Below are 18773 nucleotides of genomic sequence, written 5' to 3'. Positions count from 1 at the left end.
CAGCAGGGCGGACGGGCGGAGCCGCCGGGTGAGGAAAGGGGCGGCCGAAACGAAAGCGGCCGAACCGGTGTTGTCGGTGCGAATCAACTGCTTCTCCCTGCCAGACGACCGGCCCTGGTCGCGGTCATGCGGAACGGCGGCCGGAAGGCACGCCCGATCCGATGGCAGCGGATCTAGGGCATCCACCACATCGCTTCAAGCAACTGCCGCTGGGTCCAAGCCCCGGGGCAACCGTCCGAAGCGGCCGGATCCGCCCCGGCGCCGATCTCCTGGTCGTACGAGTATTCGTTGGCGACTATGGCCTTAAAATGGCGCGGAGGAAACGGCGGAGTCCCGTTTCATTGCCGGGAAAGGGGGATTTTTTGCGGGTTCCTCCTCCGCCCCCATCGGGCGGAGGAGGTGCCGCTTCCGTTACTTCTCCGGAGTGCTGCCGGCGCCGAAATAGCGGAAGAACTCGCCGGTGGGGCTCAGGACGAGGGTGGTGTCGTCCTTGTTCAGGGCCTTCCGGTAGGCTTCCAGCGACCGGTAGAAGCTGTAGAACTGCGGATCGATCGAGGTCGCCTCGCCGATCAGCTTGATCGCCTGGTTGTCGCCCTCACCGCGCAGGATCTGCGCGTCGCGCTGCGCCTCGGCCAGGATGACCGTGCGTTCGCGCTCGGCGCGGGAGCGGATCTGCTGCGACTGCTCCTGGCCCTGGGCGCGGGCCTCGGCGGCCTCACGTTCGCGCTCGGACCGCATGCGGGCGAAGATCGACTGGCTGGTCTCCTCCGGCAGGTCGGCGCGGCGGATGCGGACATCGACGATCTCGATGCCGAAGCGCTGGGCCTCGCCGTTCACCTGGCCGCGGATGTCGTTCATGATCCGCGCGCGCTCCTCCGACAGCACGGCCAGCAGGGTGACGCTGCCCAGCACGCGGCGCAGCGAGGAGTTGACGATCGAGTTCATCCGCGTCTCGGCGACCGCCTCGGTTCCCGCGGTCTGGTAGAACTTCAGCGGATCGTGGATGCGGTAGCGGGCAAAGGCGTCGACATCCAGGCGCTTCTGGTCGGCCAGGATCACCTGTTCGACCGGCGGGTCGAGGTCCAGCACGCGGCGGTCGAGGATCCGGACCTCCTGGATGAAGGGGATCTTCACCTGCAGGCCCGGTGTCTGGATGACCCGGCGCGGTTCGCCGAACTGCAGGACCAGCGCCTGCTGCGCCTCGTTCACGGTGAACAGGGCGGACGAGGCGACGACGGCGGCGGCGACGATGCCGAGGCCGGCGATGGCAAGGGTACGGTTCATGGCGTCTCTCCCCCTTACCGGTTGCTCTGCAACGACTGGGCGCCGGGAAGGGTCGTCGCGCCGGACGACTGGCTGCCGGGCTGCGCGATCGGGCCGCCGCTGCGCATCGGGATCTGCCCCGGCGCCGGCGGCGAGGCCGGGTGGAGCTGGCTCAGCGGCAGGTAGGGCACGACGCCCTGCGCGTTGCCGTCGACGATCACCTTGTTCCGGCCGCGCAGGATCTCCTCCATCGTCTCCAGGTAGAGACGGCGGGCGGTCACGTCCTTGGACAGGCTGTAGGCCTCGTGCACCTTGCGGAACCGGTCGGCGTCACCCTGGGCCAGGCTCACCACCTGCTCGCGGTAGGCCGAGGCCTCCTGGATCAGGCGCTCCGCTTCGCCTCGGGCGCGCGGAATGATGTCGTTGCGGTAGGCTTCCGCCTCGTTGCGGGCGCGCTCGCGGTCGGAGCGGGCACGCTGCACGTCGTTGAAGGCGTCGATGACCGGCGACGGCGGGTCGGCCTTCTGGAGCTGGACCTGCGTGATCTCGATGCCCGCCTGATAGTCGTCGAGCATCGCCTGCAGGAGCTGCCGGGTGGAGGATTCGATCTGCTGGCGGGCCTCGGTCAGGGCGGGCTGCAGCTCGGTCCGGCCGATCACCTCGCGCATCGCGCTCTCGGCCGCCTTCTTCACCGTCACCTCGGGCTCGCGGATCTTGAACAGGAACTGGCCCGCGTCCTTGATCACCCAGAACACCGTGAAGTCGATGTCGATGATGTTCTCGTCGCCGGTCAGCATCATCGACTCGTCCGTCACGTCGCGGTCGCCGCGGCGTCCGTCGCCGGCGGAGCGGTAGCCGACCTCGATGCGGTTGACGCGGGTGACCTTCGGCAGCAGCACCGATTCGATCGGCGACGGCAGGCGGTAGCGCAGGCCGGGCTGCTCGGTTCGCACCCACTGGCCGAACCGCATCACCACGCCCTGCTCGTCCGCCTCCACCCGATAGATGCCGCTGGCGAGCCAGACGAGCGCCAGCACGCCGACCACCAGGGCGATCCCGCGGCCGCTGCCGACGCCGCCGGGCATCACGCGCCGCAGACGGTCCTGGCTCCTGCGCAGGAGATCCTCAAGGTCGGGAGGCTGCGGACCGCCCCCGCCCCCGCCCCCGTTGCCGCCGCCGGGCGGCCGTCCCCACGGATTCTGGCCACCACCCGGCGGAGGACCCCAGGGGCCGCCACCTCCACCGCCCCCGCCTTGATTGCTCCACGGCATTCCGTTCAGTCCCCCTTCCTCACACTCTCGTCAGGTCGAGGGAACCGGTAAGCGGCCGGCTCCCTTTACCATTGTTATTCCTCGGTCCTATAGTGCCCCCGCCGATCAGGGCAGGGATCCACCAACGGATATCCGCCAATATCGGGAAGGCAGCGGAGTTTTCAACCATGGTGCAGGTCAGCGAAGCTCAAGTTCTGGACGCGCTCAAGTCCGTGATCGATCCGGAACGGGGCCGCGACATCGTCGGTCTCGGCATGTTGTCCGGTCTGGTGGTGCGTGACGGGCACGTCGCTTTCTCCATCGAGGTGGACCCCAAACGCGGCGCCCAGGCCGAGCCGGTGCGCCATGCCGCCGAGAAGGCGGTGGAGGCGATTCCCGGCGTCCTGTCGGTGACCGCCGTGCTGACCGCCCACCGTGCCGCCCCCGCCGGGCAGGCCGCCCCGCAGCAGGGGCACGGCCATGGTCACGCCCATGGCGCCGGAGAGCAGAAGGCGATGGTCCCCGGCGTCAAGGCGATCGTCGCCGTCGCGTCCGGCAAGGGCGGCGTCGGCAAGTCGACCACCGCCGTGAACCTGGCGCTGGGGCTGGCCGCCAACGGACAGCGGGTCGGGCTGCTCGACGCCGACATCTACGGCCCCTCCATGCCCCGCATGCTCGGCATCGCCGGCCGCCCCGGCAGCCCGGACGGGCGCCGGCTGGAGCCGATGGAGAATTACGGCATCAAGGTCATGTCCATGGGGTTCCTGGTGGCCGAGGATACGCCGATGATCTGGCGCGGCCCCATGGTGATGAGCGCGCTCCAGCAGATGCTGCGCGACGTGAACTGGGGCGAGCTCGACGTGCTGGTGGTGGACATGCCGCCGGGCACCGGCGACGCCCAGCTCACCATGGCGCAGTCGGTGCCGCTGGCCGGCGCCGTCATCGTCTCCACGCCGCAGGACATCGCCCTGCTGGACGCCCGCAAGGGGCTGAACATGTTCCGCCGGGTCGACGTGCCCGTCCTCGGCATCGTCGAGAACATGAGCTATTTCTGCTGCCCGAACTGCGGCCACCGCACCGACATCTTCAGCCACGGCGGCGCGAAGCGGGAGGCCGAGCAGCTCGGCATGGAGTTCCTCGGCGAGATTCCGCTGCACCTGTCGATCCGCGAGACCTCCGACCAGGGCCAGCCCATCGTCGTGTCGCAGCCGGACAGCGAGCACGCCAAGGCCTATCGCCGGATCGCCGCCCGCGTCTGGGAGAAGATCTCCGGCGCCACCGGTCCCAGCCGTGCCGCGCCGCGGATCGTGGTGCAGTAAGGGGCGGACCACACGCTCCGGTGGAGAGGGGATGGGATGCGAGGGGCAGCCCCGGTCGCTCGAAGCGCACCGGCTTGCCCCATCCCGATCAGGCTGATACAGTCGTTCCATCAACGCGATAGGTGCGCCCGGCACCCCTCACGTCTGCATTGTGCATCCCGCGCACAATGACCGTGGACGAACGGTTCCGCCAATGCGTTGATTTCACAATACAATCTCGACCAGAATCCATTGTGCGGCGGAAGAACGCTGCACAACGCGCACAACGCCGGCCATCCGCCCCCTACCTGCTCTGCGACGATTTGCCTCATACTGGAGCGGGGCAAGACAACGGGCGGGAACAGATGGCGGAGCTGGTTACGGTGGTCGTGCTGCTGGCGGCGATGGTGGTCGCCGTGCCGGTGGCGAAGCGATTCGGGTTCGGGGCGCCGCTGGGCTACCTCGCGGCCGGGCTGGTGGTCGGGCCGGCGGGGCTGGGGCTCGTCACCGACGTCGGCGCCATCGCCCACGCCTCGGAGCTCGGCGTCGTCCTCCTGCTGTTCCTGATCGGGCTGGAGCTGCGGCCGGCCCGCCTGTGGGTGATGCGCAAGGCCGTGCTGGGGCTGGGCGGGGCACAGGTGATCGTCACCGCGGTGGTGGTCGGGGCGCTCGCCGCATTCGGGCTCGGCCTGCCGCTGCCGGCGGCGGTCGTGCTGGGGTTCGGGCTGGCGCTCTCCTCCACCGCCATGGTGCTGCCCATGCTGGCGGAGCGGGAGCTGCTGGCCGGCCTGTCGGGCCGCAACGCCTTCTCGATCCTGCTGTTCCAGGACCTCGCGATCATCCCGGCGGTGGCCCTGCTGCCCCTGCTCGGCAACAGCGGCGCGATGCCGGACGCCGACGGGGCCTGGCTGGCGGTCGCCAAGGGGGTGGGCGCGATCGCCCTGGTGCTGGTCGGCGGCCGCTATCTGGTACGGCCGGCCTTCCGCGCCGCCGACAGCGCCAAGTCGCCGGAGATCTTCACGGCGACGGTCCTGCTGATCGTCATCGGCACCGCCGTCTTCGTCCAGGCCGCCGGGCTGTCCATGTCGCTCGGCGCCTTCATGGCCGGCGTGCTGCTGTCCGATTCGGAATACCGGCACGAGGTCCGTGCCGACATCGAGCCGTTCGAGGGGCTGCTGCTCGGCCTGTTCTTCGTGTCGGTCGGCATGGCCGCCGACATCCCGGCCCTGCTGGCCGAGCCGGTGCGCTTCATCGCGCTGGCCCTCGGGCTGATGCTGGTGAAGGCGGCGGTTCTGGTCGGGCTGGGCCGGTTCGGCGGCCTGCGCATCGGCGGCTCGGTCCGCATGGCGACGGTGCTGAGCCAGGGCGGCGAGTTCGGCTTCGTCCTCTTCGGCCTCGCCGTCTCGGTCGGGGCGATGACCCAGGCGCAGGCCTCGGCCGCCATGCTGGTCGTCACCCTGTCGATGCTCGCCACCCCCTTCCTCTTCTCGGCGGAGGAGCGCTGGCTGGCACCGCGGCTGATCGTCAAGTCGCCGCGGCCCTTCGACCGGATCGAGACCGACGGCTCGCCGGTCCTCATCTGCGGCTTCGGCCGGGTCGGCCAGATCGTCGGCCGCATCCTGCGCCTGCGCGGCATCCCCTTCACCGCGCTGGAGAAGGACGCGGCGCAGGTCGATTTCGTCCGGCGCTTCGGCAACAAGGTCTTCTACGGCGACCCCACCCGGCCCGAACTGCTGCGCGCCGCCGGGGCGGAGACCGCCAGGGTGCTGGTGGTGGCGCTGGCCGATGTGGAGGAATCGCTGCGCGTCGTGGAGATCGCCCGGCGCCACTTCCCCAACCTGACCATCCTGGCCCGCGCCCGCAACCGGCGCCACGCCCATTACCTGATGGACCGCGGCGTCACCCACATCGTCCGGGAAACCCTCGACTCGAGCCTGCGGCTGACCGGGGACGTGCTGCAGACGCTGGGCCTGCCGCAGGACGAGGTCGCCCGCACGCTCGACACCTTCCGCGCCCATGACGAACGGACGCTCCTCCGCCAGCACGCCGTCCACCATGACGAGACCCGGCTCATCCAGACCTCGCGGCAGGCCGCAGCCGAGCTCCAGGCCCTCTTCGAGGCGGACCGGGACGAGCGGTGACGGCGCGGGGGCCTCAGTCGATCAGCAGGCTGTCGTCGCTGATCTCCACCCCGCCGCGCTGCCGGGCGAACAGGGCGAGCAGGTGGGGCACGTCCAGCCCGGCGCGCTCCTCCCCCGCGACGTCCAGCACCACCTGCCCCTCGTGGAGCATGACGGTGCGGTCGCCATAGTCGAGCGCCTGGCGCATGGAATGGGTGACCATCAGCGTGGTCAGCCGGTTCTCGCGGACGATCCGGCGCGTGAGGTCCAGAACGAAGTCGGCCGTCGCCGGGTCCAGCGCCGCCGTATGCTCGTCGAGCAGCAGGATCTTGGACCCGGACAGCGTGGCCATCAGCAGGCTGACCGCCTGCCGCTGCCCGCCGGACAGCAGGCCCATCCGGTCGTGCAGCCGCCGTTCCAGCCCCAGCCCCAGCTCGGCGATCCGCTCGCGGAACTGGTGGCGGCGGTCGGAGCGCAGCGCCAGCCCCAGGCCGCGCCGCCGCCCGCGCGCCGCAGCCAGCGCCATGTTCTCCTCGATGGTGAGGTTGGCGCAGCTCCCCGCCATGGGGTCCTGGAAGACGCGGGCGACCAGGGCGGACCGCCTGGGCGTGGTCCAGCGCGTGACGTCCGTGCCGTCGATGGCGATCGTCCCGCGCTCGGCCAGCACGTCCCCGGCCAGCGCGCCCAGCAGGGTCGACTTGCCGGCGCCGTTGGAGCCGATGACCGTGACGAACTGCCCCTCGGGGATGGTCAGGTCCACCCCGCGCAGCGCCTTCTTCTCCAGCGGCGTGCCGCGGCCGAAGGTGACGTGGATACCCTGGACGGTGATCATCGGGCCCCTCCCGCGGCGGCCTTCAGCCGCGGCAGGATCAGCGCCACCGCCACCAGCACGGCCGTCACGAGGTTGAGGTCGGAGGCCTGCAGCCCGATGGCGTCGGCCGACAGGGCGACCTGCACCGCCAGCCGGTAGAGGATCGACCCGACGACGCAGCCGATCAGGGCCAGCACCAGCATGCGGGCCGGCAGCACCGTCTCCCCGACGATGACCGCCGCCAGCCCGACGACGATGGTGCCAAGCCCGGTGGTGACGTCGGCGAAGCCGTTGGTCTGGGCGAACAGCGCGCCGGCCAGACCGCACAGCCCGTTGGACAGCGCCATGCCGGCATAGATGTGGGCGTCGGTGTCGACCCCCTGCGCCCGCGCCATCCGGGCGTTCGCCCCGGTCGCCCGCATGGCGAGCCCGAACTCGCTCGCCAGGAACCGCGCCAGCAGCAGGACCACCGCCACCACGATGACCAGGACCACCAGCGGCCGCACCAGATGGTCGGGCAGTCCCAACCCGTAGAAGGGAGTCAGCACCGTCTCCTGCGTCAGAAGCGCCACGTTCGGTCGCCCCATCACCCGCAGGTTGACGGAGAAGAGGGCGATCATCGTCAGGATGCTCGCCAGCAGATGCAGGATGCGGAACCGCACGTTCAGCGTCGCCGTCACCAGGCCGGCAGCGGCACCGGCCAGCGCGGCGGCGAAGCTGGCGAGCCAGGGATTGGCTCCGGCCACCAGCAGGGCCGCGGCGACGGCAGCCCCCAGCGGGAAACTGCCGTCGACCGTCAGGTCGGGGAAGTCGAGCACCCGGAACGACAGGTACACGCCAAGGGCGACCAGCGCGTAGACCAGTCCGATCTCTATGGCGCCGAAAAAGGCGATCTCACTCATGAACTGCAGACACCCCAGGCCTTGCCGCCTGCCCCTTCCCTGCCCGGTTGCCCGAGCGCCCCGGCCCCGTTACTGGCCGACCACCTTGGTCGCCCGCTTCACCACCGCGTCCGGCAGGGTAACGCCCTGGGCCGCGGCGGCCTTGGGGTTGACGTACAGGTCGGTGCCCTTGGCGAGGACGGCCGGCATGTCCCCCGGCTTCTCCCCCTTCAGGACGCGGGCGGCGAGATCGCCGGCCTGCCGGCCGACCTGGGTGTAGTCGAAGCCGATGGAGGCGACCGTGCCGCGGCCGACGCTGTCGGTGTCGGCGGAGAAGACCGGAAGCTTCGACTGCTGACCGACCGCGATCACGCTTTCCAGCGCCGAGACGACGGTGTTGTCCAGCGGCACGTAGACGGCCTCGACCTTGCCGACCAGACCGCGGGCGGCGGCCTGCGCGTCGGCGGACTTGGTGGCGGTGGCCTCGACGACGGCGAGTCCGGCCTTGCCGGCCTCTTCCTTCAGCTTGCTCACCAGCGCTACCGAGTTCGCCTCGCCGGGGTTGTAGAGCACGCCGATGCGCTTGACGGCCGGCACGATCTCGCGGATCAGGGCGACATGCTCGGCGACCGGAGCCATGTCGGACACGCCGGTGATGTTGGCGCCCGGCTTGTCCATCGACTTGACGAGTTGCGCGCCGACCGGATCGGTCACCGCGGCGAAGACCACCGGGATGTCCTTGGTCGCCGCCGCGACGGTCTGCGCCGATGGGGTGGTGATGGGAACGATGAGATCGGGCTTGGAGCCGGCGAACTGGCGGGCGATCTGCGCGGCGGTGGCGGGGTTGCCCTGGGCGCTCTGGAACTCGACCTTCAGGTTCTGGCCGGGGGTCCAGCCGGCCGCCTTCAGCGACTCGATCACTCCCGCACGGATGGCGTCCAGCGACGGATGCTCGACGATCGCGGTGATCGCTACCGTCTTGCTCTGGCTCTGCGCATAAGCCGCCGGAGCCATGGGAGCGGCGAAGGCCGCAACGGCAAGCGCGGCGCACATCAGACGCGTGATCGGCATGGCATTCCCCTTCCTGTCCGGTCGTTACCCCTCCCGTAGACCGCCGGGATGGTCCTCGTCAACGAGGCTCGGCGTGCCGCAGCCCTGCACCCCTCCCGGCGAATATGCCGGGCGGTACGGAAGCGGGGTGGTGCGGATCGCTTGACCGCCTATATTGTGGGCACACCAACGGAAACCGGCGGAAGGAATCGGCATGGCCCCCGTGGCGGAGACACCCTCCAAATTCACCGCCGCGATGCGCGGCCTCATGGGCCGGTGCCCCCACTGCGGGCTGGGGAAGCTGCTGCGCAACTACCTGAAGCCGGTGGACCGCTGCGCTGTCTGCGGCGAGCCCTATGGCCACCTGCGCGCCGATGACGCCCCGCCCTGGCTGACCATCCTGGTGGTCGGCCATATCGTCATTCCGGCCCTGCTGCATGTCGAGCAGACCTGGGAATGGCCTATGTGGCTGCATATGGCGGTCTGGCCGTTGCTGGCCCTCGTTCTGACCCTGATCCTGCTGCCGCGCTTCAAGGGCCTGATCCTCGGCATCATGTGGAGCACCGGCGCCCACGATGACGAGCCGGAGGAGGCCGCCGAAGCCCCTCCGCTCAATCGAAGCTGAGCGAGAAGGAGGCCCGGCCGGCGCCGGCCGCGAAGCGTTGCCACATCACGCCATAGGCCGCCTCCAGCGCCCGCGTGAAGCGCACGCCGTCCAGTGCCGGCGACGACCGCAGCCGGTCCCGCATCGTACCCCGCAGCGCCGAAAGCGACGCCGGGTCCGAGACCAGCGCGGCGGCCATGGCGACATAGGCGTCCGGCCCCTCGACCGCCAGCGGCGCCAGCCGGGCGGAGGTCAGGTGCGTGACGGAATGACGCGCGCAGAAGCGGTCGCCACCCAGCGTCACCACCGGCACGCCCATCCACAGTGCCTCCAGCGTGGTCAGGCCGCCGGAATAGGGAAATGGATCCAGCGCCACGTCGATCTCGCCATAGCCGGCGAGAAACTCCCGGTGCGGCGCGCCGCCCCGGACGTCCAGCCGTCCGGGGTCGGCCCCGGCCGACTCGAAGAGGGCGAGGGTCCGGACCTGCTGCGCCGGATCGTCCAATCCCGGCGTGCGGAGCAACAGCCGCGATCCCGGCACCGCGGCCAGGACCCGCCCCCACAGCGCCGCGACCTCCGCGTTCAGCTTCGGCAGGGCGTTGAAGCTGCCGAAGGTCGGAAATCCGCGCTCCAGCATCGGCAGCGGAGCGACATCCGGGGCATCGTCCGGCGGTCCCCAGGGGACATAGGCGTCCGGCATGCGCACGATCCCCTCGATCGCCCAGCCGTCCGCACCCTCAGGGCTCTGCCGGGAGTCGGAGATCAGATAGTCCATTGCCGGCAGGCCGGTCGTGCCGACATAGCCGGCCCAGGTGGCCTGGACCGGCGCCGGCCGCCGGGCGAAGACCCCGAGCCGGTTGCCGAAGGTATGCCCGGCCAGATCGACCAGGATGTGGATGCCGTCCTCCCGAATCCGGCGGCTCAACGCCTCATCATCCATCCCCGCGGTCCACACCCAGCGGTCGGCCAGCCCTTGCAGGCGCTGCGTCTTCCAGTCGGGGTTGGCGGTATTGGCATAGCAGGTGATTTCCACGGCCGCGCGGTCATGGGCCGCCAGCACCGGCTCCAGGAAATAGCCGACGGGATGGGCGCGGAAATCGGGGGAGACATAGCCGATCTTCAGCCGCGGCGCCGGAGCCGGCGCGGAAGCGGCCGGACGATCCGGATAGCGGGCGCCCCAGTCGGCATGGGCTTTTGCGATCTGCTCCATCGATCGCGCCGGGTCGAACTGCATCAGGTAGAGCAGCGCGCTGTGCAGCGGATCGGCGTCGGGGTGACCTCGCAGCGCCTGCTCCAGCGCCGCGATGGCCTCGGCGATGCGTCCCTGCAGGGCAAGGACCCTCGTTGCCCGATTCGCCATCACCTCGGCCCGGGCAGGGTCGCGGTCCAGCGCCTCCCGGTAGGCCGAATCGGCCTCGTCCAGGCGGTTCAGTTCGGCGAGTGCATTGCCGAGGTTGTAGGGATGCACCCAGTTGGCAGAGTCGAGTCGCCCGGCACGGCGGTAGAGCGTCGCCGCCTCTTCCCGCCGGCCCTGGGCCCGGAGCAGTACGCCGCCGTTGGCAAGCGCCGCCGCCGACTGCGGCGCCAGGACGATGGCGCGGCGGTAGCAGGACTCCGCCACGTCGGCCCGGCCTGCGCTGCGCAGCCGATCGGCAACCACCAGCAGTCCTTCGAGCGCCAGGGCCAGTCCGCCGTCGAGATTCAGCGCCCCGGCGTAGGCCTGTGCCGCGCCGACGGCATCGCCGGCGCTTTCCATCACCAGCCCGTAGTTGGCCCACCAGGGCGCCTCGGTCGGGCAGGCGGCGATGGAGCGGGCGATCAGATCCAGCGCCTCGTCCAGGCGCCCCGCCTGCGCCGCAACCAGGCCTCGGCGGTGAAGTGCTTCGGCCTCTTGCGGCGTCATGCGGTCCCCTTCTTCGAGCGGCAGGTCTGCCGGACTTACTCGGCCCGGCCGAGCTGGTCCATCAACTCGCGCCATTCGCGCTTGGACAGGCCGCTCGTCTCCTGCGTCACCGGTTCGCCGGCCAGCAGACGCTTGACCACCTCCATACCGGTCCTGGACAGGCTGGTGCCACCCAGGCGGTACTCGCTGAAGGCCTCGAACACCGCGGGCACCCAGCGGCGGACGACGTCCAGCATGGCCTCCGCATAGACGCGGATCTCGTACTGGGCATGGGTGTCCGCCCGCAGGCTGAGGAAGTGGAGCAGGTTGTGCAGGTCCACCTTCCAGTACCACTGGGTGTAGTAGTTCAGCGTCAGGTTCATCCGCGCCAGCTCGCGCGCCAGCCCCTGGCGGGACGGGTCGATCTGGGTGCCGTCCTCCCGGTGGTTCAGCATCTCCTCATAGTGGCCGTAGACCTGCTCGGCATCGTCGCGCAGCAGCTTGAGGACGCCGGCCGCCTCCTCGCCCTCCAGCAGGTCGCCGCGCCCCTGGCGATTGACGACGGCCTGGGCGCCCAGGTTCTCCGGCGCCGGGACGTAGAACTCGCGGTCGAGGATCGAGTAGCGGGCGGAGTACTCGTTCACGTTGGCCGTACGGTGGCGGATCCACTGGCGTGCCACGAAGATCGGAAGCTTGACGTGGAACTTGATCTCGCACATCTCGAACGGGGTCGAGTGGCGGTGGCGCATCAGGTACTTGATGAGCCCGGCATCCTCCGAGACCTTCTTCGTACCCTTGCCATAGGACACGCGGGCGGCCTGGACCACGGCCGAGTCGTCGCCCATGTAGTCGACGACTCGCACGAATCCGTGATCGAGCACCTCGATCGGCTGGTAGAGGATCTCCTCCAGCGCCGGAACGGTCGCGCGGCGGGTGGTGTAGGTGGCGGCGCGCAGGCGATCGATTTCGTCGCGCTGCTCGGGCGTGATCGGCATGGTAGCTCCGGGGTTCTGTCGGGCGGCACTCTAACGGGCTGGCCCCACCCCTCTCAATCCCCTTTGCATGCCCGGCGCGAATGCCTATATTGGCATCGTCGGTTCGCCGACTATGGCGATAAACGCCTTGCGGAATAAGCGTTGTGGACCCGGGGGCGGTACCCGGCGCCTCCACCAATCGTAAACCGGCTTCGTTGACCGGGATCGTTGGGGGCGAAATAGGATCGACACGCGTAGTAAAGGCATGGTCTTCGCCCGGCATGGTTCCGCCGTTATCGGGCCGTTGCAATAGTTGCCAACGACAACGTTGCTCAGGCTCGCCTCGCTGCCTAACGGCGGCTGGTAGCCTAAACCTAATCCCCGCGGGTTAGCGCCCAAGGGTGGGGCCGTGGGCCGCCTAGCAACAGAAGGCCCACACCTTACCAGCCTGCGCCTGACCCGGTGCGCTCCGAGGACCCGCGTGATTATGTCGAGAGAGCAGCTCCGCTACGACCTGATGGTCGAATCCGCCCTTCGCGGTGTCGTCCGCGAGGCACTGACCCAGGTGGCGGAACGGGGATTGCCCGGCAACCATCACTTCTACCTCACCTTCCGCACCGGCTATCCGGGCGTCTCCATCCCGGATTATCTCTCGGCCCAGTACCCGAACGAGATGACCATCGTCCTGCAGTTCCAGTATTACGGGCTGGAGGTGCACGACGACCGGTTCGAGGTGACGCTGAGCTTCAACAACGTGCATGAGCGGCTGGTGATACCCTTCGCCGCCATCAGCACCTTCGCCGATCCGTCGGTGAACTTCGCCCTGCAGTTCCAGCCGATGATCCCGGCAGAATCGGCCGAGGTCGCCCCCCTGCCCTCCCGCGCCGGCAGCGCGGACAAGGGTGCCGAGAAGGGGGAGAAATCCGACGACAAGTCCGCCGGTCCGGCCGAGGAGCCGAAACGCGGCGAGGTCGTTGCGCTCGACGCTTTCCGCAAGAAGTAAGCTACCATGGCCGCCGTCGCGTCGAACGAGTTCGTCGCGATGATCTGCGAATCGCTAGCCCGGCTCGGCGATGTCCGGGCCCGGCGCATGTTCGGCGGTTACGGCATTTCCTGCGACGGGGTACCCTTCGCCCTGGTGGCCTTCGACACGCTGTTCTTCCGAACTGACGAAACCAACCGGCCGGCTTACGAATCGCTGGGGCTCCAGCCCTTCCGCCCCTTCGCGGACCGGCCGGATCCCCGGCCGATGGTCATGCCCTACCACACGCCGCCCGACAGCGTCTTCGACGATCCGGAGGAGATGCTGGCCTGGGCGAGACCGGCCTTGGAGGCGGCGTTGCGGGCGCGGGCGAAGAAGCCGCCCGCTTCGGCCGGACGGCGCCGGAAGGCCGGCGCCGGGTCCTGATCTTCAGATTTCCTCAGCCCTTCAGATGTTCTCGGCCATGTGGACGGTCGCGTTGTCGGCCTGGGCCGCGGTCGTGCGCTGGCGAAGCTGCCGGGCGAAGCGGACCGGATTCGGCAGGTGCGACAGCAGGGTTCCCACCTTGCCGAAAGAGGCGGTGGCCCGGCCGATGGTCATCACGTCGGCAAGGCGGCGGTCGATGAACGCCCAGGTCTCAACATGTTCCTCCGACTGGTCGTCCAGCCAGTAGAAGGTGGAGGAACTGACCACGGCCGACAGCAGGGCCCGCTTGGTATAGTGGTTGTAGTCGGTGGAGGTGTCGCCGGCGGCGAACCACATGGCATCCACCGTGCGGTACAGCAGCCGCATCCCCAGCCCGACGTTCTGCGGCAGGGCCAGCCACGCCATCAGCCGGCGCTTCGCCTCACGGTGGGGCTCCAGCACCTGGAAATGCGTGCGGACGGCCAGCGCGATCTTGTCGCGGACCTTCATCTCCTCCAGCGGGTGGGCCTCCAGCGCCGCCAGCATCCGGCGGTTCGTCCAGTCGACGAAATGCTCCACCAGATCAGGGATCCCGCCGGGGAAGGCGCGGTAGACGGCCGTGCCGTCATGGCCGGCCATGGTGGCCCCGTCCCGCAGGGCCTGCATGGTCCAGCCGTCGAACACGACGTTCGGCAGGGTCGACAGCAGGATCTCGTCGCGCAGGTCGTCGATGGTTGGGTTGATGGCGGGCATGGGAACCTCGTCTCCTTCCGGTCAGCCCTGCTCCTGCTGGCGCAGGGCATCGGCGATGTAATGCAGTTCCTCGGTGAAGGCCAGCAGCCTCAGATCCGTCATGCGGTCCAGGTAGAGAACCCCGTCCAGATGATCCGTCTCGTGCTGCACGACGCGGGCGTGGAACCCGTCCGCCTCCCGCTCGACCAACTCGCCGTCGAGGCCGTAGCCGCGGTAGCGGATGCGGCTCCAGCGCGGGACCATGCCACGCAGGCCGGGAATCGACAGGCAGCCTTCCGGCCCCAGTTCCATCCCGTCGCCCAGCGGCTCGATCACCGGATTGATCAGAACGGTGATGCCGACCGACTCGCCGCCGGAGCGGTCCGCCGGAACCCGGAAGACGATGATCCGCTTCGACTCGTGGACCTGGGGAGCGGCAAGTCCGACTCCGGGGGCGTCCAGCATCGTCTCAATCATATCCTCCGCCAGCCGGCGGATGGCCGGGGCGGTCGGGTCGGAAACGGGTGACGCGACGGTGCGCAGCACCGGATGTCCCATGCGGGCGATCTTGAGGAGTGCCATGCCCTATTATCTGGGACGGGAGGGTAGGCCGGCAATCATTTCGCTCCATTTCCCTCCTTCTTGCCGTCTTGCGGCCATTTCGCACGGCACTCCCCCCTTCACAAGCGTGAAGGAGCGTGATACACACTGCTCCCACACAAGGGGGTGCGCCCGCATGCGCATGCCCGTTCGTTGCTGAAAAGCGACACGGCTCTTTAGAAAGGGTGACGGTTAACGTGCAAGTTCTGGTCCGAGACAACAACGTCGATCAGGCCCTCCGCGCGCTCAAGAAGAAGATGCAGCGCGAGGGTATCTTCCGCGAAATGAAGCTGCGCCGGAACTACGAGAAGCCCTCGGAGAAGCGTGCGCGCGAGAAGGCCGAGGCGGTGCGTCGCACCCGCAAGCTGCTGCGCAAGCGCATGGAGCGTGAGGGCTATTAATTCTCTGGCGCACCCGCGCCGGCAGAGTTGAGGCGCCCGCAAAGCGCCAGAGACCCCTTTGTGTCTTGCACCGACCGCCCCGTGATGTTTCGCGCGGGCGGTTTTGGTGTATCTGCGCGTCGACCCAGCGAAAGGCCGACCCCATGAGCGCGTCCAAGGCGATCACCCGCACCTCTGTCCCCAGCCTGCGTGCCCGCAAGGGTGGCGAGCCCATCGTCTGCCTGACCGCCTATACGGCGCCGATGGCGCGCCTGCTCGACCCGCATGTCGATCTGCTGCTGGTCGGCGATTCGCTGGGAATGGTGATCTACGGCTTCGACAGCACGCTGCCGGTCACGCTCGACCTGATGATCGCCCATGGCGGCGCCGTGGTGCGCGGCTCGTCCACGGCCTGCGTGGTGGTCGACCTGCCCTTCGGCAGCTATCAGGAGAGCCCGCAGACGGCCTACCGCAACGCGGCCCGCGTGATGGCGGAGACCGGCGCCCAGGCGGTGAAGCTGGAAGGCGGGTTGGAGATGGCGGAGACGGTCGCCTTCCTCACCAGCCGCGGCGTGCCCGTCATGGGCCATGTCGGACTGCTGCCGCAGTCGGTGAACGCGCTCGGCGGCTACAAGGCGGTGGGCCGGGACACGGCGTCGGCCGAGCGGATTCGCGCCGACGCCTGCGCCATCGCCGAGGCCGGTGCCTTCTCCCTGGTCATCGAAGGCACGATGGAGCCGCTCGCCCGGCAGATCACGCAGGACGTCGCCATCCCCACCATCGGCATCGGCGGTTCTCCCGCCTGCGACGGGCAGGTTCTGGTCAGCGACGACCTGCTGGGCCTGTTCGGCGAGTTCAAGCCGAAATTCGTCAAGCGCTACGCTAACCTCGCCGAGACTGTCGGCCAGGCGGTCGCGACCTATGCGGACGAGGTGCGCAGCCGCCGCTTCCCCGGTCCGGAGCACTGTTTCGGCGTCAAGGCACCGGCGGAGACGGGCTGAGGCCGGCCGTCACGCCTGGCGGACCATCAGGTAGATCGACGCGGCGCACAGCCACATCCCGACCAGCAGCAGCCCGCAGGCCACCCGCGTCCACCAGTTCAACTGGCCTTCGATCCGATCGTCGGGGTATGGCTCCTCGACCGCCTTTTCCCACTGTTCCATGGCCCGAACTCTCTGTTGATTGGTCGACACGTCCGGAATAGCGCCGGGCTGTTGCGGACATGTGTCCCGGAGTCGGGCCTTGTGTAACGGATGGTAACAGCGGGGTTCAGCGGCGGGAGCCGGCCGGCTACAGCCCCTCCACCACGATCATGCGGAACTCGGCGGCGTCCTTGCGCGCTTCCCGTGCCGCGAGGTACTGCGGGCTGTCGTAGAAGGCCCTGGCGGCGGCCATGTCGGGGAACTCCACCACGACGATGCGGTTCGGCTGCCAATCACCCTCCAGCACCTCCGTCGCCCCTCCCCGGCTGAGGAAGCGCCCGTTGTAGGCGGCAATCGCCGCCGGGCTCAGCGACTTGTAGGCCTCATAGGCGACGGGATCGGTGACCTTGGCATCGACGATGACGTAGGCGGGCATGACGGCGGATTCCTGCGTTGGGCCTCAAGGGCGCCCACTGTAGCGCGCCACCGGCCGGGGCAAAAAAGAAACCCGCCGGCCCCGGGGAGTCGGCGGGTTCAGCGCGTATAAGCTGGGCCGGGAGGATCAGGCCTCCATGGCCTTCACCACCTCTTCGGTGACCTTCTTGGCGTCGCCGAACAGCATCATGGTGTTCGGGCGGAAGAACAGCTCGTTCTCGACGCCGGCATAGCCCGAGGCCATGGAGCGCTTGATGAAGAACACCGTCTTCGCCTTCTCGACGTCCAGGATCGGCATGCCGTAGATCGGCGAGGCGGGGTCGGTCTTGGCCGCAGGGTTGGTCACGTCGTTGGCGCCGATGACGAAGGCCACGTCGGCGGTGCCGAAGTCGCGGTTGATGTCCTCCAGCTCGAACACCTCGTCATACGGCACGTTGGCTTCCGCCAGCAGCACGTTCATGTGGCCCGGCATGCGGCCGGCAACGGGATGGATGGCGTACTTGACCTCCACCCCTTCCTTCTTCAGGTGGTCGGCCATCTCGCGCAGCGCGTGCTGCGCCTGGGCGACCGCCATGCCGTAGCCGGGGACGATGATCACCGACTGGGCGTTCTTCATGATGTAGGCGGCGTCCTCGGGCGAGCCGGCCTTCACCGAACCCTTCGGACCGCCGCCACCGCCGGCGGCGGCGGCCGCACCCTCGCCGCCGAAGCCGCCGAGGATCACGTTGAAGATCGAGCGGTTCATGCCCTTGCACATGATGTAGGACAGGATCGCACCCGAGGAGCCCACAAGGGCGCCCGTGATGATCAGCAGGTTGTTCTGCAGCGTGAAGCCGATGCCGCAGGCCGCCCAGCCGGAATAGCTGTTCAGCATGGAGATGACGACCGGCATGTCGGCGCCGCCGATCGGCAGGATCAGCAGGAAACCCAGCGCCAGCGCCACCAGGATGATCAGCCACATGGCGGCGGCCGAGTTCGACTGTACCAGCCAGATGATCAGCAGCACCGTCAGCACGCCGAGCGCGGCGTTCAGCGGGTGCTGCATCGGGAAGACCAGCGGCTTGCCGGTCACCAGTCCCTGCAGCTTGGCGAAGGCGACGATCGAGCCGGTGAAGGTGATCGCGCCGATGGCGGTTCCCAGCGCCATTTCGACCAGCGAGCCCTTGGCGATGGCTCCCCGCACGCCAATGCCGTAGGCCTCCGGCGAGTAGAAGGCGGCCAGCGCCACGAACACGGCGGCCAGACCGACCAGCGAGTGGAAGGCGGCGACGAGCTGCGGCAGGGCCGTCATCTCGATCTTCTTCGCCACGACATAGCCGATGGCGCCGCCGATCGCGATGCCCAGCACGATCATCCAGTAGGACTGGACGAAGGGCGAGGCCAGCGTGGTGACGATGGCGATGGTCATGCCGACCATGCCGTAGATGTTGCCCTGACGCGAGGTCTCGGGCGAGGACAGGCCCCTCAACGCCATGATGAAGCAGATCGAGGCGACCAGATAGAGAAGGGCGGACAGCGTTTCCATGGGTTTACTTGCCCTTCTTCTTGAACATGCTCAGCATGCGCTGGGTGACCAGGAAGCCGCCGAAGATGTTGACGCTGGCCAGGATGACGGCGAGGAAGCCCATCATCTTGGAAAAGCCGAAGTCGGCCGGACCCGCCGCGATCAAGGCGCCGACGATGATGACCGAGGACACCGCGTTGGTGACCGCCATCAGCGGCGAGTGGAGAGCCGGCGTCACGCGCCAGACCACGTAATAGCCGACGAAGCAGGCCAGGACGAAGACGGTCAGGCCGGTGATGAAGAAGCTGCCATGGCCGCCGGCCGCGTCGGCGACCGGCTGGGCGTGGGCGGCAAGCTGCGCCGTGACGGCGTCCGCCTGCTGCTTCAGCACTTGAACCTTCGCCATCAGATCGTTGATCTGGGCGGAAACTTGGGTCTGATCCATGAAGGAGATCTCCTC

General features: G+C 68.8%; 20 protein-coding genes and 1 other RNA gene. 8 read left to right on the top strand and 13 right to left on the bottom strand.

All coding sequences use genetic code 11. The features are described 5' to 3' along the window. Nucleotides 1-411 precede the first annotated feature (411 nt). Together hflC and hflK are read right to left on the bottom strand one after the other, a co-directional pair. The gene (hflC, locus tag DEW08_RS12605; RefSeq protein WP_109327602.1) at nucleotides 412-1284 is read right to left on the bottom strand and encodes a protease modulator HflC; all 873 of its coding nucleotides are present in this window, start codon (nucleotides 1282-1284) and stop codon (nucleotides 412-414) included. A gap of 14 nt (nucleotides 1285-1298) precedes the next feature. Beyond that, nucleotides 1299-2534 carry an FtsH protease activity modulator HflK gene (hflK, locus tag DEW08_RS12600; protein WP_245986181.1) on the bottom strand — a complete coding sequence of 412 codons (1236 nt, stop codon included), beginning with the start codon at nucleotides 2532-2534 and terminating at the stop codon, nucleotides 1299-1301. Between the two features lie 167 nt (nucleotides 2535-2701). Between hflK and apbC the strand changes: the two genes are divergently transcribed. Both apbC and DEW08_RS12590 read left to right on the top strand, forming a co-directional pair. After that, a complete protein-coding gene (gene apbC, locus DEW08_RS12595; RefSeq protein WP_109327600.1) occupies nucleotides 2702-3832 on the top strand; it encodes an iron-sulfur cluster carrier protein ApbC in 1131 nt (376 codons plus the stop codon). Between the two features lie 344 nt (nucleotides 3833-4176). Next, nucleotides 4177-5952 (top strand): monovalent cation:proton antiporter-2 (CPA2) family protein, encoded by a 1776-nt coding sequence (locus tag DEW08_RS12590; RefSeq protein ID WP_109327598.1) that lies wholly within the window; start codon nucleotides 4177-4179, stop codon nucleotides 5950-5952. Between the two features lie 13 nt (nucleotides 5953-5965). Here the strand turns inward: DEW08_RS12590 and DEW08_RS12585 are convergent, their stop codons facing one another. From DEW08_RS12585 to DEW08_RS12575, 3 genes are all read right to left on the bottom strand, one after another. Continuing rightward, the gene (locus DEW08_RS12585) at nucleotides 5966-6763 is read right to left on the bottom strand and encodes an ABC transporter ATP-binding protein (protein WP_109327596.1); all 798 of its coding nucleotides are present in this window, start codon (nucleotides 6761-6763) and stop codon (nucleotides 5966-5968) included. Further along, entirely contained in the window at nucleotides 6760-7644 is an 885-nt protein-coding gene (locus DEW08_RS12580) for an ABC transporter permease (protein ID WP_109327594.1), read from the bottom strand. Before DEW08_RS12580 ends, DEW08_RS12585 begins: the two co-directional genes overlap by 4 nt. A gap of 69 nt (nucleotides 7645-7713) precedes the next feature. Further along, nucleotides 7714-8694: an ABC transporter substrate-binding protein gene (locus DEW08_RS12575; protein WP_109327592.1), complete on the bottom strand. Its 981-nt coding sequence runs from the start codon at nucleotides 8692-8694 to the stop codon at nucleotides 7714-7716. A 193-nt stretch (nucleotides 8695-8887) separates the two neighbouring features. On the opposite strand from DEW08_RS12575, the gene DEW08_RS12570 reads away from it, so the two are divergent. After that, complete coding sequence (locus DEW08_RS12570; RefSeq protein ID WP_109327590.1) at nucleotides 8888-9298, top strand: DUF983 domain-containing protein; 411 nt, start codon at nucleotides 8888-8890, stop codon at nucleotides 9296-9298. Here DEW08_RS12570 and DEW08_RS12565 read toward each other — a convergent pair. Continuing rightward, nucleotides 9285-11180: an O-linked N-acetylglucosamine transferase, SPINDLY family protein gene (locus tag DEW08_RS12565; RefSeq protein WP_109327588.1), complete on the bottom strand. Its 1896-nt coding sequence runs from the start codon at nucleotides 11178-11180 to the stop codon at nucleotides 9285-9287. The genes DEW08_RS12570 and DEW08_RS12565 overlap by 14 nt on opposite strands. A gap of 35 nt (nucleotides 11181-11215) precedes the next feature. Further along, complete coding sequence (gene thyX / locus DEW08_RS12560; protein ID WP_109327586.1) at nucleotides 11216-12154, bottom strand: FAD-dependent thymidylate synthase; 939 nt, start codon at nucleotides 12152-12154, stop codon at nucleotides 11216-11218. Nucleotides 12155-12212: 58 nt separating this feature from the next. On the opposite strand from thyX, the gene ssrA reads away from it, so the two are divergent. From ssrA to DEW08_RS12545, 3 genes are all read left to right on the top strand, one after another. Beyond that, nucleotides 12213-12573, top strand: a transfer-messenger RNA (tmRNA) gene (gene ssrA, locus DEW08_RS12555). Between the two features lie 47 nt (nucleotides 12574-12620). Beyond that, entirely contained in the window at nucleotides 12621-13136 is a 516-nt protein-coding gene (locus DEW08_RS12550) for an SspB family protein (protein WP_109327584.1), read from the top strand. A 6-nt stretch (nucleotides 13137-13142) separates the two neighbouring features. Continuing rightward, entirely contained in the window at nucleotides 13143-13541 is a 399-nt protein-coding gene (locus tag DEW08_RS12545) for a TfoX/Sxy family protein (protein ID WP_109327582.1), read from the top strand. A 21-nt stretch (nucleotides 13542-13562) separates the two neighbouring features. On the opposite strand, the gene DEW08_RS12540 is transcribed toward DEW08_RS12545, so the two are convergent. Next, entirely contained in the window at nucleotides 13563-14273 is a 711-nt protein-coding gene (locus tag DEW08_RS12540) for a COQ9 family protein (protein ID WP_109327580.1), read from the bottom strand. 21 nt (nucleotides 14274-14294) lie between these two features. After that, nucleotides 14295-14834 (bottom strand): peptide deformylase, encoded by a 540-nt coding sequence (gene def / locus DEW08_RS12535; RefSeq protein WP_109327578.1) that lies wholly within the window; start codon nucleotides 14832-14834, stop codon nucleotides 14295-14297. Nucleotides 14835-15049: 215 nt separating this feature from the next. On the opposite strand from def, the gene rpsU reads away from it, so the two are divergent. Together rpsU and panB are read left to right on the top strand one after the other, a co-directional pair. Continuing rightward, the gene (rpsU, locus tag DEW08_RS12530; RefSeq protein ID WP_012974546.1) at nucleotides 15050-15253 is read left to right on the top strand and encodes a 30S ribosomal protein S21; all 204 of its coding nucleotides are present in this window, start codon (nucleotides 15050-15052) and stop codon (nucleotides 15251-15253) included. A gap of 143 nt (nucleotides 15254-15396) precedes the next feature. Further along, nucleotides 15397-16233, top strand: coding sequence for a 3-methyl-2-oxobutanoate hydroxymethyltransferase (gene panB / locus DEW08_RS12525; protein WP_109327576.1), 837 nt, complete (start codon nucleotides 15397-15399; stop codon nucleotides 16231-16233). A gap of 9 nt (nucleotides 16234-16242) precedes the next feature. On the opposite strand, the gene DEW08_RS31180 is transcribed toward panB, so the two are convergent. The 4 genes from DEW08_RS31180 to DEW08_RS12510 all read right to left on the bottom strand — a co-directional run bounded on the left by DEW08_RS31180 (nucleotide 16243) and on the right by DEW08_RS12510 (nucleotide 18758). Beyond that, on the bottom strand, nucleotides 16243-16395 hold the full coding sequence (locus tag DEW08_RS31180) for a hypothetical protein (protein ID WP_168220354.1): 153 nt from the start codon (nucleotides 16393-16395) through the stop codon (nucleotides 16243-16245). Between the two features lie 127 nt (nucleotides 16396-16522). Next, complete coding sequence (locus DEW08_RS12520) at nucleotides 16523-16810, bottom strand: DUF1330 domain-containing protein (RefSeq protein ID WP_109327574.1); 288 nt, start codon at nucleotides 16808-16810, stop codon at nucleotides 16523-16525. 126 nt (nucleotides 16811-16936) lie between these two features. Next, nucleotides 16937-18334, bottom strand: a complete 1398-nt coding sequence (locus tag DEW08_RS12515) for an NAD(P)(+) transhydrogenase (Re/Si-specific) subunit beta (RefSeq protein ID WP_109327572.1) — start codon at nucleotides 18332-18334, stop codon at nucleotides 16937-16939. A 4-nt stretch (nucleotides 18335-18338) separates the two neighbouring features. Continuing rightward, nucleotides 18339-18758: an NAD(P) transhydrogenase subunit alpha part 2 gene (locus DEW08_RS12510; RefSeq protein WP_109327570.1), complete on the bottom strand. Its 420-nt coding sequence runs from the start codon at nucleotides 18756-18758 to the stop codon at nucleotides 18339-18341. Nucleotides 18759-18773 lie beyond the last annotated feature (15 nt).

The sequence above is a fragment of the Azospirillum thermophilum genome (assembly GCF_003130795.1).
Taxonomy (GTDB): Bacteria; Pseudomonadota; Alphaproteobacteria; order Azospirillales; family Azospirillaceae; genus Azospirillum; species Azospirillum thermophilum.
The sequence above is the reverse complement of the archived record's forward strand: the minus strand, read 5'-3'. Positions and strand labels throughout refer to the sequence as shown.

What these genes read in the sequence shown, in the direction of transcription:
- hflC (WP_109327602.1), bottom strand. Translation starts at nt 1,284, where the DNA reads ATGAACCGTACCCTTGCCATCGCCGGCCTCGGCATCGTCGCCGCCGCC.
- hflK (WP_245986181.1), bottom strand. Translation starts at nt 2,534, where the DNA reads ATGCCGTGGAGCAATCAAGGCGGGGGCGGTGGAGGTGGCGGCCCCTGG.
- apbC (WP_109327600.1), top strand. Translation starts at nt 2,702, where the DNA reads ATGGTGCAGGTCAGCGAAGCTCAAGTTCTGGACGCGCTCAAGTCCGTG.
- DEW08_RS12590 (WP_109327598.1), top strand. Translation starts at nt 4,177, where the DNA reads ATGGCGGAGCTGGTTACGGTGGTCGTGCTGCTGGCGGCGATGGTGGTC.
- DEW08_RS12585 (WP_109327596.1), bottom strand. Translation starts at nt 6,763, where the DNA reads ATGATCACCGTCCAGGGTATCCACGTCACCTTCGGCCGCGGCACGCCG.
- DEW08_RS12580 (WP_109327594.1), bottom strand. Translation starts at nt 7,644, where the DNA reads ATGAGTGAGATCGCCTTTTTCGGCGCCATAGAGATCGGACTGGTCTAC.
- DEW08_RS12575 (WP_109327592.1), bottom strand. Translation starts at nt 8,694, where the DNA reads ATGCCGATCACGCGTCTGATGTGCGCCGCGCTTGCCGTTGCGGCCTTC.
- DEW08_RS12570 (WP_109327590.1), top strand. Translation starts at nt 8,888, where the DNA reads ATGGCCCCCGTGGCGGAGACACCCTCCAAATTCACCGCCGCGATGCGC.
- DEW08_RS12565 (WP_109327588.1), bottom strand. Translation starts at nt 11,180, where the DNA reads ATGACGCCGCAAGAGGCCGAAGCACTTCACCGCCGAGGCCTGGTTGCG.
- thyX (WP_109327586.1), bottom strand. Translation starts at nt 12,154, where the DNA reads ATGCCGATCACGCCCGAGCAGCGCGACGAAATCGATCGCCTGCGCGCC.
- DEW08_RS12550 (WP_109327584.1), top strand. Translation starts at nt 12,621, where the DNA reads ATGTCGAGAGAGCAGCTCCGCTACGACCTGATGGTCGAATCCGCCCTT.
- DEW08_RS12545 (WP_109327582.1), top strand. Translation starts at nt 13,143, where the DNA reads ATGGCCGCCGTCGCGTCGAACGAGTTCGTCGCGATGATCTGCGAATCG.
- DEW08_RS12540 (WP_109327580.1), bottom strand. Translation starts at nt 14,273, where the DNA reads ATGCCCGCCATCAACCCAACCATCGACGACCTGCGCGACGAGATCCTG.
- def (WP_109327578.1), bottom strand. Translation starts at nt 14,834, where the DNA reads ATGGCACTCCTCAAGATCGCCCGCATGGGACATCCGGTGCTGCGCACC.
- panB (WP_109327576.1), top strand. Translation starts at nt 15,397, where the DNA reads ATGAGCGCGTCCAAGGCGATCACCCGCACCTCTGTCCCCAGCCTGCGT.
- DEW08_RS31180 (WP_168220354.1), bottom strand. Translation starts at nt 16,395, where the DNA reads ATGGAACAGTGGGAAAAGGCGGTCGAGGAGCCATACCCCGACGATCGG.
- DEW08_RS12520 (WP_109327574.1), bottom strand. Translation starts at nt 16,810, where the DNA reads ATGCCCGCCTACGTCATCGTCGATGCCAAGGTCACCGATCCCGTCGCC.
- DEW08_RS12515 (WP_109327572.1), bottom strand. Translation starts at nt 18,334, where the DNA reads ATGGAAACGCTGTCCGCCCTTCTCTATCTGGTCGCCTCGATCTGCTTC.
- DEW08_RS12510 (WP_109327570.1), bottom strand. Translation starts at nt 18,758, where the DNA reads ATGGATCAGACCCAAGTTTCCGCCCAGATCAACGATCTGATGGCGAAG.